This is a genomic window from Clostridium sartagoforme (assembly GCF_039521405.1).
Lineage (GTDB): Bacteria > Bacillota > Clostridia > Clostridiales > Clostridiaceae > Clostridium > Clostridium sartagoforme.
In genome coordinates, this window is record NZ_BAAACH010000008.1 from 147,407 (window position 1) to 160,293 (window position 12,887).

Consider the following 12,887-nt stretch of genomic DNA (forward strand, 5'->3'; position numbering starts at 1 on the left):
ACATTGTATAAAATTAATTTTATAATGAAAGGATGTGAGTAAATGAAGAGGTTAATTGTTGCAAAAGATGTTGAAGCTTTAATAAAACAAGGTGAAACAAAATTTTATGTTGATAATGATGTAATTATTACACCATCAGCTAAGGATTTGGCAAAAGCTAGTGGAATAGAATTTTCAACAGAAGTTAATAGATGTGAAGTAAAACAATCTGAAGTACAAAATTTATGTACAAATGGAATGGATAGCGAAATGTTGTTGACTTTCTTTAAGACAATGATGGATAAAGGATTATTACAAGAAATGCTTAATTGTTTGAATAAGCCAAGCACACCATATGTTTCTGAAAACGATAAAGATGGATTAAAGGTTATTAGAGGCAATACAGTTAAAATGGATGTATTTGATACAGGAAATCCAAATGCAAAGGCCTATTATCAAGAATTAGTAAATAAGGACGAATCTAAGATGAGTGCTGGATTTTTAACAATTGAAAATTCACGGTTTGATTGGGAATTAACTTATGAAGAAATTGATTACGTAATTGAAGGAACATTGACAATTGAAATTAATGGAAAAACTTATACTGCATACCCTGGAGATGTACTATTTGTTCCATCAGGTTCTAAGGTAGTTTGGAGTTCACCAGATAAAGCAAGAGTATTCTATACTACTTATCCTGCAAACTGGGCGGATCTTTTATAGCATAACTTTTAGGAGGATTAATCTATGAAAGCACTTGGATTAATAGAAACAAAGGGACTATTAGCAGCAATAGAAAGTGCAGATACAATGTTAAAAGCAGCAGATGTTAGTATTTTTGAGAAGACTTATGTTGGGGGTGGCCTTGTTTCAGTAGCGGTAACTGGAGATGTAGCAGCAGTAAAGGCGGCTGTTGAAGCTGGTGTAGCAGCAGTAAAGAAACTAGATGCTTCATTACTAGTTTCAGAACATGTAATACCACGTCCACATGAAGAATTATATAGTATTATTGGAATCAAAAATATACCAACTACCATAGAAAAATTAGATATTACTCATGGTATTAATAATAGTGAGGTAAATGTCCATGATGAAAATAATATGAATCTTATTACCAATAATGATACTAATACAAGTACTGAAGCTAAGGAAAGTTCAAATGAAGAAACAAATGTTTCTTTACCAATAGATATAGATATTTTACAAAAAAATGACTTAGATGATCTAATAACTAAGGATGGAATAGAAAAGGCTATTGAGGTGTTAAATAAGATTAAGTTATCAGAACTTAGAAGTTTAGCTCGTCAATATGAAGATTTAGAGATTACAGGAAAAGCAATCTCCAAAGCAAGTAAGAAGTTATTAATAACTAAAATAATTGAATATTACAAATAACTTCAATATATAAATACTGTAATAGGAGGAATGACAAAATGGAAACTTTTGATAGAGATTTACGCTCTATACAAGAAGCAAGAAACCTTGCAAGATTAGGAAAAGTTGCTTCAGAAAAAATTGCTGATTATACTGAAGAGCAAATTGATAGAATTTTATGTAATATGGTTAAAGTTGCTGAAGAAAACTCAGTATGTTTAGCGCAAATGGCAGTAGAAGAAACTGGATTTGGTAAAGTTGAAGATAAGACTTATAAAAATCATATGGCATCTACAATTTTGTATGACGCAATAAAAGATATGAAGACTATTGGTGTAATTAAAGAGGATGAAATCAATAAGCTGATTGAAATTGCAGAACCAGTTGGATTAGTAATGGGAATAATACCATCTACAAATCCAACATCAACTACAATTTTTAAATCTATGATTGCAATTAAATCTAGAAATGCTGTAGTATTTTCTCCACATCCATCTGCGGCAGAATGTACAATTAAGGCAGCTAAACTAATGAATGATGCAGCTATTGAAGCAGGGGCTCCTAATAATATTATAGGATGTATTACTACACCAACTATTGGTGCAACTAATGAATTAATGAAAAGCAAAGAAGTTGCAATTATTATAGCTACTGGTGGACCTGGCATGGTAAAAGCTGCTTACAGTTCTGGTAAGCCAGCACTTGGAGTTGGAGCAGGTAATTCTCCAGCATATATAGAAAGAACAGCAAATGTAGAACAAGCAGTTAGAAATATAATTGCAAGTAAGACATTTGACAATGGTACTATTTGTGCATCAGAACAATCAATTATATGTGAAGAATGTAATTATGATAGAGTTGTTGAAGAATTCACAAAACAGGGTGGATACTTCATGACAACAGATGAAACTAATAAAGTTTGTAATTTACTATTTAAAAATGGCCACAACATGAATGCTAAGTTTGTTGGTAGATCACCTCAAGTCATAGCAAATGCGGCTGGGATATCTATACCAGCCGGTACTAAGGTACTTATTGGAAAGCAAGATGGAGTAGGTGAAGGATACCCATTATCTTTTGAAAAACTTACAACAGTACTTGGATTCTATACAGTAAAAGACTGGCATGAAGCATGTGAATTGAGTATTAAATTACTTCAAAATGGAATTGGACATACCATGAGTATCCATACAGAAGATAGAGATTTAGTAATGAAATTTGCTAGAAAGCCAGCTGCTCGTATTTTAGTTAATACAGGAGGAAGTCAAGGGGGAACTGGCGGAAGTACTGGGCTAATGCCATCATTTACACTTGGATGTGGTACTTGGGGAGGAAGCTCAGTATCTGAAAATGTTACTCCAATGCATTTAGTTAATATAAAGAGAGTTGCTTATGGATTAAAAGATTGTGCAACATTAGCTTCTTCAGATCCAACTTTTAATCGTATAAAAACTGCTGATAACTGTCATTCTACACAAAATCAATGCAGAACATTAAGTCCTGCTGAATATGTAGCTTCGTCAAAGAGTACTAGTACTGAAAATAGTACAGTCACTAATAATGATGAGCTTATGAAATTAGTTAATCAAATAGTAAAAGCCATGAAGGGGGAACTCTAAATGGAAGATAGATGTGAAGCTATATTGAAGCTGTTATTGGAAGCTGTAAAAGTTAATACAGAGGTGAAAAGTGATTCATCTGAAATTCCAGTGGGTGTTTCTAATAGGCATGTACATCTTTCACATAAAGATTTAAACATTTTATTTGGTGACAATTATCAACTAACTAAATTAAAAGATTTATCACAACCTGGTCAATATGCATGTAAAGAAACAGTTACTATTTGTGGACCTAAGGGAGCTATAGAGAAAGTTAGAATTCTTGGACCTACAAGAAGTAAAAGCCAAGTTGAGATATTAACTGGAGATTGTTTTAAGCTTGGAGTTATTCCGCACACAAGATTATCAGGTGATTTATGTAGAACACCTGGGATTACTATAATTGGACCTAAAGGTTCTATACAAATTGAAGAAGGATTAATAGTTGCACAAAGGCATATACACATGACTCCAGAAGATGCTATTAAATTTGGTGTTTCTGATGGTCAAATAGTGTCTATAAAATTTGATGATTTAAGAGGTGGTATCTATAGTAATGTAGCCATTAGAGCAAATGATACATCTATACTTGAATGTCATATTGATACTGAAGAAGCAAACGCTATGAATATTAACTCAAAATCAAAGATAAAAATTATAAAATAAACTTACAAGTAGATTATAATTCAAAAATTATAATATAAAAAATAAAAAAATATTAAATAAAAAGAAAGAATTTAGGAGGATTTAAAAATGAAATATGATGCTTTAGGAATGATCGAAACAAAGGGATTAGTTGGTTCAATAGAGGCTGCAGATGCTATGGTTAAGGCTGCAAACGTATATTTAATAGGTAAAGAATATGTTGGAGGAGGACTTGTAACTGTTATGGTTAGAGGTGATGTTGGAGCTGTAAAAGCTGCTACTGATGCTGGTGCTGCTGCAGCACAACGTGTTGGAGAATTAGTTTCAGTTCATGTTATTCCACGTCCACATTCAGAAGTAGAAGTAATACTTCCAACAGCTAAAGAAACTGTAAAGTAAGTATAAGCCACATAATAACATAAATTTAGAAAGAAGCTGTATTAAAGTTAAGTTTAGTACAGCTTCTTTAATGATGAAAAATAGAAGCATATTTTAACAATGGAGTAATTAAAGTAATGTTAACTAAGGTAAATAAAGAAGTTTCTAACATTAATAGAATAGAAATTAAATAATATAACCAGCAGTTAATTTTATTTAATAAAACATGATATAAATTCACTTGTTAGTTTAAAAGGCTTTTGCTATTGTATAAATAGGAAAGGCCTTTTAAATTTATTGAGGAGATGTTCAAATGAAAATTAATGAAGTAATACGTAAATATAGGAAAGAACAAAATTTAACTCAGGAGCAGATTGCTAATCATCTAGGAGTTACTGCTCCAGCTGTGAACAAGTGGGAAAATGGAATATCATATCCAGATATTACTTTATTAGCTCCGTTAGCAAGAATACTAAATATAAATATTGATACTTTACTTTCTTTTAAAGATGATCTTACTGATATAGAAATCAATCAATTTATTAAAGATATTTCAGGTGAAATTAGCTCTTTGGGTTATATAAAAACTTTTAATAAAGTTAGCAATAAGGTTAAAGAGTATCCTAATTGTTATAAGTTAATTTTATATGTGGCTCAAATAATGAATGCTTATTTAGCTATGGGCGTAGAAACAGTATCAGAACAAGAAAAATATCAGAAGCAAATAACAGCTTGGTTTGAAATAGTTACTTTTAGTAATAACAAAGAATTGGCTAATATGGCAATAATCTCTCTATCACAGGAGTATATGAATAAAGGAGAGTATGAAAAAGCACAAAAATTATTAGATAAAATTCCTCCAAGTGGTTTTGATAAAAGAACTACACAGGCCACTTTGTTTATTAAGCGAGGTGAGTATGAAGAAGCATATGAAATATATGAAAAAATGTTATATCAGTATATAAATAATGTAATAAATATCTTGATGCAATTAATATCACTTTTATGTGAAGAAAAAAATTATGAAAAAGCATTAAAGTATTCTGAATTAGTAGATAAGGTAGCAAATAACTTTGACTTAGGCAAATATATAGGGGCATCATCTAAATTGCCAATTTATTTAGTATTGAAAGATAAGAATAAAAGTATAGAAACTTTAGAAGAAATAATAAAGGGAATTGATTCATTAACATGCGCCAGAAATTCTAAACTTTATCAACATATGAGGTTTAAAGAAGAAGATGGAATAGAAGAAATGGAAAAAATGATAAAAGACTCTTTAAAAGTAGATAAAGAATTAGATTTTCTTCGAGATAACCCAAGGTTTAAATTTCTTATGGATAAATTAAAATAAAATTGAAGAATGGTTACTTAACAGTAAACAAAATCTCACCTCTAGGATTAAAATATTAAATTGGAAGTTATTTGGACCCCAGGGGTGAATCTATATGGAAAATTCCAATTTCTTTATAATGATCTATTTTATAATTAATGGTATTTAAGCTTTGTTTTAAATATTCAATTTGATTTAATATATCTTTCTTATGATGTTCTAATATATCCTTTCTTTCTTCACAAGTTTTTTCACCTTGAAGACAAAGATTCATAAATTCTTTAATTTCAGATAAAGACATTCCACTATTTTTTAGACAACAAATTAATTCAAGCCAGTTAACATCATTTTCAGTATATAGTCGTATGCCAGTGGAACTTCTCTTCAATAAAGGCATCAATCCTTCTCTATCATAATATCTTAAAGTATGTTCAGATAGTTTTATTTTTTCAGAAACTTGTTTTATTGTATATTTCATAAATGGAATCCCCCATAAAATTATAATTTATTGATTTAAAGTAAACTGTAATCTTTAGCCTAATTATAGAAGATAAAAAATAAAAGGTAAAGAAAGATTTTATAGTAGCTATAATAAGGACATACAATTTCAGAAATGAAATATATTACTAAATAATAATAAATAAAATAAAGTATATAAGTTAAACTAATATTATAAAGTGAAATTATTTTAAAATAAAATTTGACTTAGAGTAAACTCTAAGGTTTATAATTATGGTAAAGAAAATTTTTACAATAATGTAGGAGGTTATGCTATGAAAATAGACAGTAAGATAAAAATGAATACGGGTACTGAAATTTATCAATTTGGATTAGGGGTTTGGCAAAGTGGACCTGAAACTAAGGAAGCTGTTCTTGCTGCATTAAAAGCAGGATATAGACATATTGATACTGCGGCTATATATAAAAATGAAGAAGCTGTAGGTGAAGCAATAAGAGAAAGTAAAATTCCAAGAGAAGAACTGTTTATAACAACAAAACTATGGAATCAAGATATGAGAGATCATAAAGTAATGGAAGCTTTTGAATTAAGCTTAAAGAAACTTGGCTTGGACTATGTAGATTTATATTTAATACATTGGCCAGTTAAAAATGAATACATTCCATCATATAAAATAATGGAAGAAATTTATAAAAGTGGTAGGGCTAAAGCTATTGGAGTATCAAATTTTAAAACTCATCATCTTCAAGATTTATTAGATAATACAGAAATTGTTCCAGCAGTAAATCAAATGGAATTTAATCCTCAAATGCAAGATTATGATATTTTAGAAATGTGCAGAGAAAAAGGTATTGTATTTGAATCTTGGTCACCACTTGGTTCAGGGGCTTGTCTTGATGATGAAGAATTAAAGGAAATAGGAAGGAAGTACAATAAATCAGTAGCCCAAGTTATTATTAGATGGTTATTGCAAAAGGGAATAGTAGTATTCCCTAAATCAGTACATGAAGCAAGAATAAAGGAAAATGCAGATGTATTTGATTTTGAACTAACTAATGAAGACATAAAATTAATTGATGGAATGAATAAGAACTTAAGAACTGGGGCAGATCCAGATACTTTCACTTTCTAATGATTATTTTAAATTATATATAAATTTAGATTTGCAAAGAATAAATGTAAATATAAAAACACATATAAGTATCAATAAAAAAGCAATCCAATAAAGTTAATGAATGGATTGCTTTTTTATAATAAAATATAAATTTGTAATTTACTTTATTAAAATAGTAGCTGTTATGAAAAGATATATCTTACTCATCACTATCTAATATAGACTGAATTTGTTTTTGCTTTCTTTTATTTATTAGATAAAGAATTTCAAAGCCTATAAAGCTAATAATAGTTGCGCACAAAAAGGTCATGGCTGAAATTAATATAGTATTTAGACTATTTGTTTTAAATAAATCTCCTAGTTTTATATAATTAAGGGTAGTATTTATAATTGCAATTACAAGCCCACTAACAAGACTATTTATCACAACAATTTTTTGGCTGTGTTTTGAAGATTCAAACAGATCATTCCCAACCATTATATTACGAATAATAATATATATAGAAATGGCAATAAATAAAATTATCTCTACTGCATATTGTGAAAACGGTGCATTAAACATATATTGTTGAACTAAAACTGATAAAAGCAATCCATAAAAAGTTATTTGAAATGCATCACTTCCTATTTTCCTTTTTTGCATTAAAATTCTTTCGTCTTGAATTTTTTGATTTCTCATTGAACATCCTCCCAAAATAAATCATTTAATGTTTTACCAAGTGCTTTGCATATTGCAATGCAGAGATTAAGTGTTGGATTATAGGTGCCTGATTCGATTAATCCAATAGTTTGTCTTGTTACTCCAACAATTTTGGCTAAATCCTCTTGTTTCATATCGCATTCTAAACGAGCAATCTTCATTCTTTTATTTTTCATATTTTACCTCCTTATAGCATAAGTGTAACTTAAACATTTCTTAATGTCAACTATATATTGCATTTTGTAATTTATATAAGTTGTTATTATTGTGGATGTAGTTAGTGCTTAATATGTATTTTATAAATTAATTCTATTAATATAATAATAAGAGTCAAAAATTAATAATAAAAATTTTACCCCTGGGGTCCAATTAATTTCCAACTTATAATATACTTTGACAATTTATAAAAGTATTGATAAAGTTAATATGCAAATGAATAAGAGGTAATTTAATGAAAGAGGTATAGTTATGGAAATTAATTTTGAAAGTCTTAAAATAAATGAAAAAATAATTAGTGGATTAAATACTATGGGAATAAAAGAACCTACTGAAATACAAAAGGAAATTATTCTACCGGCTATTAATAAAGAAAATTTAATTGGTCAGTCTGAAACAGGTACAGGAAAAACTCTAGCTTATCTTCTACCTATAATAGAAAATATCGATACAAGTAAAAAAGAAATACAATGTATAATATTAGCTCCAACTCATGAGTTAGCTATTCAAATAAATAATACAATAAATGAGGTAAAAAAATCAGCCAACTTAGAAATCACATCTACACCTTTAATAGGAAGTGCAAATATTAAAAGGCAAATAGATAATTTAAAGGCAAAACCTCATATTATTGTTGGATCAGCAGGAAGAATATTCGAATTGATGGGTAAAAAGAAAGTAACAGCTCATACTATAAAAACTATTGTTATTGATGAAGTTGATAAGCTTTTAGATAAAAATAATCTTCCAGTTATAAAAAATATAATAAAATCTACACAAAATCAAACTCAACTTATGATGTTTTCAGCCACATTAAATAATAAAACTTTAGAAATTGCTAAAGATTTAGCTAAAGATATAAAAGTTATATCAGTTAAAAATAATAAAGTTAATGAAAATATAAAACACAGCTATATAAAAACTGATTATAGGAAAAAAATTGAGACATTAAGAAAACTTTTAAACTCAATTAAAGGTGAAAAAGTCTTAGTATTTAATAATGACAGCTATACAACTAATACCACTATAGAATATTTGTCTTTTAACAATGTGAAAGTAGATGCAATAGGCGGCAGTGGCAAAATGGAAGATAGAAAAAGAGCTTTAGAAAATTTCAGAAAAGGAAAAATCCAAGTTTTAATAGCTTCAGATATAGCGGCAAGAGGACTAGACATAAAAGAAGTTAATTATGTTATTAATTTTGATATTCCAGAAGATCCTAATGATTATTTACATAGAGCTGGAAGAGTAGGAAGGGCAGGCAAGTCTGGAGAAGTATTTTCACTTGTTAATGAAAGAGAAGAAAACTTAATAGAAATATACGAAAAGAACTTTAAAATAGACATTTCAGAAAGGACTCTATATAAGGGAAATATAGAATAAGAAAGTCAAAAATGTATATTGACTATTTTAATATATGTGCTAAAATTAATATTAATTTAAATAGAGATATATTAAATAGCTTCGTATAACCCTAATAATATGGATTAGGGGTTTCTACCAAGAACCAATAATTCTTGATTACGAGGAAATCATTTTATTTGTGATTTCTTCGTAGTCAAGAATTTTTTTTATAAAAATTTAGAGGAGGATTTAATTTCATGGATATTAGTAACTTACCTAAAATAGAACTTCATTGTCATTTAGATGGAAGTTTAAGAGTTGAGACGGTTATAGAGCTTGCGAAAAGAGAAAATATAAAATTAGACAGTTATGAGTATGACTATGTTAAAAATCTACTGGTTGTTTCAGAGAAATGTAATTCATTAGATGAATACTTAAAAAAATTCGATTTACCAAATGAAGTCCTGCAAACAAAGGAAAACTTAAAAAGGGCAGCTTATGAATTATTAGAAGATGCAGCAAAAGAAAATGTGAAATATATTGAGGTGAGATTTGCCCCGGTACTGCATACAAAAAAAGGACTAGCTTTAGAAGAAATAATAGAAAGTGTTATAAATGGAATAAAAGAAGCTGAAAAAGATTATGAGATAAAAGGTAATGTAATAATTTCTTGTATGAGAAGCTTAGAAATATCTCATATATACGATTCAATAAAAGCTGGGAAAAAATATCTTGGCAGAGGGGTTGTTGCAATAGATTTAGCAGCATCAGAAAAAGAAGATTTTGTTTATGAATATATAGATTCGATGAAATTTGCTAAGGAGTTAGGGTTTAGAATCACAGTACATGCTGGAGAAACTGGCTTTGGGAAAAATGTAAGAGATGCAATAAATTTTTTAGGAGCTGAAAGAATAGGTCATGGCGTTTATATATATAATGACAAAGATGCTTATAATCTAGTTAAAGAAATGGGAGTAACTTTAGAAATGTGCCCTAAAAGCAATATTGACACAAAAGCAGTAAAAACCTATGTAGAGCATCCTATATATAAATATCATAAAGATGATATAAAGGTTAGCTTAAGTACTGATAACAGAACTGTATCTAATGTAAATTTGACTGAAGAAACAGAAAAACTAATAGAAACATTTAATGTTAATATAGATGAATATAAAGAAATTTATATAAATAGTATAAATGCCGCTTTTTGTGATGATGAAACAAAAAAACTTTTAATGAAGACTATACCTTAAAATAAATTAATTTCCAATTCTTAAAGGAAAGTAAAACAAACTGAAATTGGAAATATAAAAAATTGCTAAATGGCTAAAATAAAGATATATTATAAGCGTAAGGAGGCCATCTATGAAAGCATATAAGACAAAGATAGAACTTATAGATAGTATTCCATTAATATATAGAAAAGTTATAGTTCCATCAGGAATTACTTTTGAAATGCTACATTATATAATTCAATTTTCAATGGGATGGCAAAATATTTATTTATATGATTTTAATATTAAAGAAGAAAATTTAAGAATAACTTCTGATAAAAAAACTATTTCTGAATATGAATTTTATTCTAAATTGAAATTAAATAATAGAAATGATCCTTACGGTTTTATAAAAGATATGTTAAAGATTAAACTCTTGCTTAGTAAAGAGGTTTATATAGATGATTATTTAAATAAAGAAAATAAAATTGAATATATATATGACTTTGGAGATTATTGGAAACACAATATAACCTTAGAAGAAGTAATTGAAGATTATATATATGATTATCCTAAATGTATAGAAGCAGAAGGAAATTGTCCTCCAGAAGATATTGGAGGAATAGAAGTATATACAGAATTTTTAAAAATAATTAATGATAAAACTCATCCAGAATATGAAAATATGCTTTCATTAGTAAGTAAACAAAATTATCAAGAAGTTTTTGATTGCGAAAGTGCTAACTTATTTATGAGAAAATATTATGAAAAAGATAAGTAGTAATTTAAACTAATGTTAATAAATGAAAATAAGTTCACTCAATTTAATACCTCTTAATCCCAAATATGTACTAGTGGGATAGTGTGAATTTATTTCAACTATAAATTTTAATATAATAACATAAAAATAGCAATTGTATTTTAGAATATTATTATATAAGCTCTTTAGCACCTTTATATATAAATAATGAATATAATATTTATATATAAGTATTTTTGGAGGAGCGATGACAAGTATATATAGATATTGTTTTGAGGATATCGTAACAATTAATATAATTTCAGATGCTGTTAATAGAATTAATAATAAACCGGCTCTAGAAGAATTCCTACGAAAAACTTCATTAGGCCAAGACACATATATTAAAATATTAGAATTAACTTTTGAAGCTGAGCCAATTTTAAAGACATTTATTTATCAAGATAATCTTTTTAGGGTGAAAATTGATGGATTAAATACTAGCAATCCATTTGTGAGAAGAGTCGTAGGTACTAGATTAGTTGAAAGAGAATATACAGATAAAGTTTTATATGATTTATATTATGGTAATAATTTTATGGATAATGTTTTTTGGTATAGAAAAGTATAAAAGTTTAAAATTTTGAGAATGTTAGTATAAAAGGTATGTGTACTCTTTAGGAAATTGTGAGAAGTTTCTTATGAGTATAGTTTTTTATAATTTCATTCTTTTACTTTTTTATAAGAAAATATAATCTTAAATACTTTTAAAAGATTAGGAGAAAATCTATGAAAATTAGACTTGGATATGTTGCTATTTCAAATGTATTAGGAAAAAGAGTAACAAGTTCTAGCACTGTTACTTTCACTAATTATAATAAAATTACATCAGAAGAAAAAAAATTAGAAAAACTAAAAAGTGTTACTAGTTCAAATTTAAATGCTTTACAAGAGTTATTAAGATATAATATAGAAAATAATATACATTTTTATAGAATAACTTCAGCTTTAATACCACTAGTTACTCATCCTGAAGTTGGATACTGGGGACATAGAGAAATATTTAAAAAGGATTTTGAATATATAGGTAGGCTTATTAAAAATTCTAATATGAGAGTTGATACTCATCCAGATGAGTTTAATGTTATAAACAGTAATAATCCAAAAGTAGTGGAAAATACTCTAAAAAATTTAATGAGACAAGTAGAATGGTTTGAAGATATGAATTATAAAGATGGTAAAATGGTAATTCATGTAGGGGGAGCAACAGGAGGCAAAGAAGATGCAATAGAAAGATTCATTAAACATTTCAATGAGTTTCCTAAAGAGTTAAAAGAAAAATTAATTATAGAAAATGATGATAGAACATATACAGCAAAGGAAACTTTGAACTTGTGTAAAACATTAAATATTCCAATGGTTTTAGATATTCATCACCACAATTGTAATAATTATGGAGAAGATATCAAAGATATTCTAGATGATATACTTAATACTTGGAAAAATGAAAGTTTACCGCCTAAAATGCATTTTTCTTCACCAAAAGATAGAAATTTAATAGATAAAGTTGATAAAAGACATTCAGATTTTATAGATGCTAAAGATTTCATAACTTTTATAGAAACTTTAAAGGGTTTTAATAAAGATATAGATATAATGTTAGAATGTAAAGAAAAAGATGTAGCATTATTTAAATTAGTACAGGATATAAAAAGCATTAAGCCAGCATATAACTGGATGGATGGAACAATATTCATTATTTAACAATTAAATTTATTTTTTAATAATTTATT

The 12,887-nt window shown here is 27.7% G+C and carries 15 protein-coding genes and 1 riboswitch; of the genes, 12 read left to right on the plus strand and 3 right to left on the minus strand.

From position 1 onward, the window contains the following. Positions 1 to 42 precede the first annotated feature (42 nt). The 6 genes from ABDZ60_RS02955 to ABDZ60_RS02980 all read left to right on the plus strand — a co-directional run bounded on the left by ABDZ60_RS02955 (position 43) and on the right by ABDZ60_RS02980 (position 5,328). Positions 43 to 702 (plus strand): cupin domain-containing protein, encoded by a 660-nt coding sequence (locus ABDZ60_RS02955; RefSeq protein WP_343775874.1) that lies wholly within the window; start codon positions 43 to 45, stop codon positions 700 to 702. A gap of 24 nt (positions 703 to 726) precedes the next feature. Continuing rightward, positions 727 to 1,374 carry a BMC domain-containing protein gene (locus ABDZ60_RS02960; protein ID WP_343775877.1) on the plus strand — a complete coding sequence of 216 codons (648 nt, stop codon included), beginning with the start codon at positions 727 to 729 and terminating at the stop codon, positions 1,372 to 1,374. Positions 1,375 to 1,412: 38 nt separating this feature from the next. After that, positions 1,413 to 2,972 carry an acetaldehyde dehydrogenase (acetylating) gene (locus ABDZ60_RS02965; RefSeq protein WP_343775880.1) on the plus strand — a complete coding sequence of 520 codons (1,560 nt, stop codon included), beginning with the start codon at positions 1,413 to 1,415 and terminating at the stop codon, positions 2,970 to 2,972. Next, a complete protein-coding gene (locus ABDZ60_RS02970) occupies positions 2,973 to 3,617 on the plus strand; it encodes a phosphate propanoyltransferase (RefSeq protein WP_343775883.1) in 645 nt (214 codons plus the stop codon). Between the two features lie 87 nt (positions 3,618 to 3,704). Next, complete coding sequence (gene eutM / locus ABDZ60_RS02975; RefSeq protein ID WP_016207603.1) at positions 3,705 to 3,995, plus strand: ethanolamine utilization microcompartment protein EutM; 291 nt, start codon at positions 3,705 to 3,707, stop codon at positions 3,993 to 3,995. Between the two features lie 292 nt (positions 3,996 to 4,287). Continuing rightward, positions 4,288 to 5,328 carry a helix-turn-helix domain-containing protein gene (locus tag ABDZ60_RS02980; RefSeq protein ID WP_016207604.1) on the plus strand — a complete coding sequence of 347 codons (1,041 nt, stop codon included), beginning with the start codon at positions 4,288 to 4,290 and terminating at the stop codon, positions 5,326 to 5,328. A 67-nt stretch (positions 5,329 to 5,395) separates the two neighbouring features. Here the strand turns inward: ABDZ60_RS02980 and ABDZ60_RS02985 are convergent, their stop codons facing one another. Beyond that, a complete protein-coding gene (locus ABDZ60_RS02985) occupies positions 5,396 to 5,785 on the minus strand; it encodes a MerR family transcriptional regulator (protein ID WP_016207605.1) in 390 nt (129 codons plus the stop codon). A gap of 295 nt (positions 5,786 to 6,080) precedes the next feature. Here ABDZ60_RS02985 and ABDZ60_RS02990 point away from each other — a divergent pair, with 295 nt between their 5' ends. Further along, the gene (locus ABDZ60_RS02990) at positions 6,081 to 6,899 is read left to right on the plus strand and encodes an aldo/keto reductase (RefSeq protein ID WP_016207606.1); all 819 of its coding nucleotides are present in this window, start codon (positions 6,081 to 6,083) and stop codon (positions 6,897 to 6,899) included. Positions 6,900 to 7,080: 181 nt separating this feature from the next. On the opposite strand, the gene ABDZ60_RS02995 is transcribed toward ABDZ60_RS02990, so the two are convergent. Both ABDZ60_RS02995 and ABDZ60_RS03000 read right to left on the minus strand, forming a co-directional pair. Continuing rightward, positions 7,081 to 7,560, minus strand: a complete 480-nt coding sequence (locus tag ABDZ60_RS02995) for a DUF6773 family protein (protein WP_047001419.1) — start codon at positions 7,558 to 7,560, stop codon at positions 7,081 to 7,083. After that, on the minus strand, positions 7,557 to 7,757 hold the full coding sequence (locus tag ABDZ60_RS03000; protein ID WP_047001418.1) for a helix-turn-helix transcriptional regulator: 201 nt from the start codon (positions 7,755 to 7,757) through the stop codon (positions 7,557 to 7,559). Before ABDZ60_RS03000 ends, ABDZ60_RS02995 begins: the two co-directional genes overlap by 4 nt. A 292-nt stretch (positions 7,758 to 8,049) precedes the next feature. Between ABDZ60_RS03000 and ABDZ60_RS03005 the strand changes: the two genes are divergently transcribed. The 5 genes from ABDZ60_RS03005 (at position 8,050) to uvsE (ending at position 12,858) form a co-directional block, all read left to right on the plus strand. After that, entirely contained in the window at positions 8,050 to 9,180 is a 1,131-nt protein-coding gene (locus tag ABDZ60_RS03005; protein ID WP_016207607.1) for a DEAD/DEAH box helicase, read from the plus strand. Between the two features lie 61 nt (positions 9,181 to 9,241). Further along, positions 9,242 to 9,341: riboswitch (purine riboswitch) on the plus strand. Between the two features lie 57 nt (positions 9,342 to 9,398). Then, on the plus strand, positions 9,399 to 10,394 hold the full coding sequence (add, locus tag ABDZ60_RS03010) for an adenosine deaminase (RefSeq protein ID WP_016207608.1): 996 nt from the start codon (positions 9,399 to 9,401) through the stop codon (positions 10,392 to 10,394). A 112-nt stretch (positions 10,395 to 10,506) separates the two neighbouring features. After that, on the plus strand, positions 10,507 to 11,136 hold the full coding sequence (locus ABDZ60_RS03015; RefSeq protein WP_343775898.1) for a plasmid pRiA4b ORF-3 family protein: 630 nt from the start codon (positions 10,507 to 10,509) through the stop codon (positions 11,134 to 11,136). Between the two features lie 226 nt (positions 11,137 to 11,362). Further along, a complete protein-coding gene (locus ABDZ60_RS03020) occupies positions 11,363 to 11,725 on the plus strand; it encodes a hypothetical protein (protein ID WP_343775901.1) in 363 nt (120 codons plus the stop codon). A gap of 158 nt (positions 11,726 to 11,883) precedes the next feature. Further along, positions 11,884 to 12,858, plus strand: a complete 975-nt coding sequence (uvsE, locus tag ABDZ60_RS03025) for a UV DNA damage repair endonuclease UvsE (protein ID WP_343775904.1) — start codon at positions 11,884 to 11,886, stop codon at positions 12,856 to 12,858. Positions 12,859 to 12,887 lie beyond the last annotated feature (29 nt).

Excerpts from the sequence above, each read along its gene's own strand:
- ABDZ60_RS02955 (WP_343775874.1), top strand. The coding sequence starts at position 43 with ATGAAGAGGTTAATTGTTGCAAAAGATGTTGAAGCTTTAATAAAACAA.
- ABDZ60_RS02960 (WP_343775877.1), top strand. The coding sequence starts at position 727 with ATGAAAGCACTTGGATTAATAGAAACAAAGGGACTATTAGCAGCAATA.
- ABDZ60_RS02965 (WP_343775880.1), top strand. The coding sequence starts at position 1,413 with ATGGAAACTTTTGATAGAGATTTACGCTCTATACAAGAAGCAAGAAAC.
- ABDZ60_RS02970 (WP_343775883.1), top strand. The coding sequence starts at position 2,973 with ATGGAAGATAGATGTGAAGCTATATTGAAGCTGTTATTGGAAGCTGTA.
- eutM (WP_016207603.1), top strand. The coding sequence starts at position 3,705 with ATGAAATATGATGCTTTAGGAATGATCGAAACAAAGGGATTAGTTGGT.
- ABDZ60_RS02980 (WP_016207604.1), top strand. The coding sequence starts at position 4,288 with ATGAAAATTAATGAAGTAATACGTAAATATAGGAAAGAACAAAATTTA.
- ABDZ60_RS02985 (WP_016207605.1), bottom strand. The coding sequence starts at position 5,785 with ATGAAATATACAATAAAACAAGTTTCTGAAAAAATAAAACTATCTGAA.
- ABDZ60_RS02990 (WP_016207606.1), top strand. The coding sequence starts at position 6,081 with ATGAAAATAGACAGTAAGATAAAAATGAATACGGGTACTGAAATTTAT.
- ABDZ60_RS02995 (WP_047001419.1), bottom strand. The coding sequence starts at position 7,560 with ATGAGAAATCAAAAAATTCAAGACGAAAGAATTTTAATGCAAAAAAGG.
- ABDZ60_RS03000 (WP_047001418.1), bottom strand. The coding sequence starts at position 7,757 with ATGAAAAATAAAAGAATGAAGATTGCTCGTTTAGAATGCGATATGAAA.
- ABDZ60_RS03005 (WP_016207607.1), top strand. The coding sequence starts at position 8,050 with ATGGAAATTAATTTTGAAAGTCTTAAAATAAATGAAAAAATAATTAGT.
- add (WP_016207608.1), top strand. The coding sequence starts at position 9,399 with ATGGATATTAGTAACTTACCTAAAATAGAACTTCATTGTCATTTAGAT.
- ABDZ60_RS03015 (WP_343775898.1), top strand. The coding sequence starts at position 10,507 with ATGAAAGCATATAAGACAAAGATAGAACTTATAGATAGTATTCCATTA.
- ABDZ60_RS03020 (WP_343775901.1), top strand. The coding sequence starts at position 11,363 with ATGACAAGTATATATAGATATTGTTTTGAGGATATCGTAACAATTAAT.
- uvsE (WP_343775904.1), top strand. The coding sequence starts at position 11,884 with ATGAAAATTAGACTTGGATATGTTGCTATTTCAAATGTATTAGGAAAA.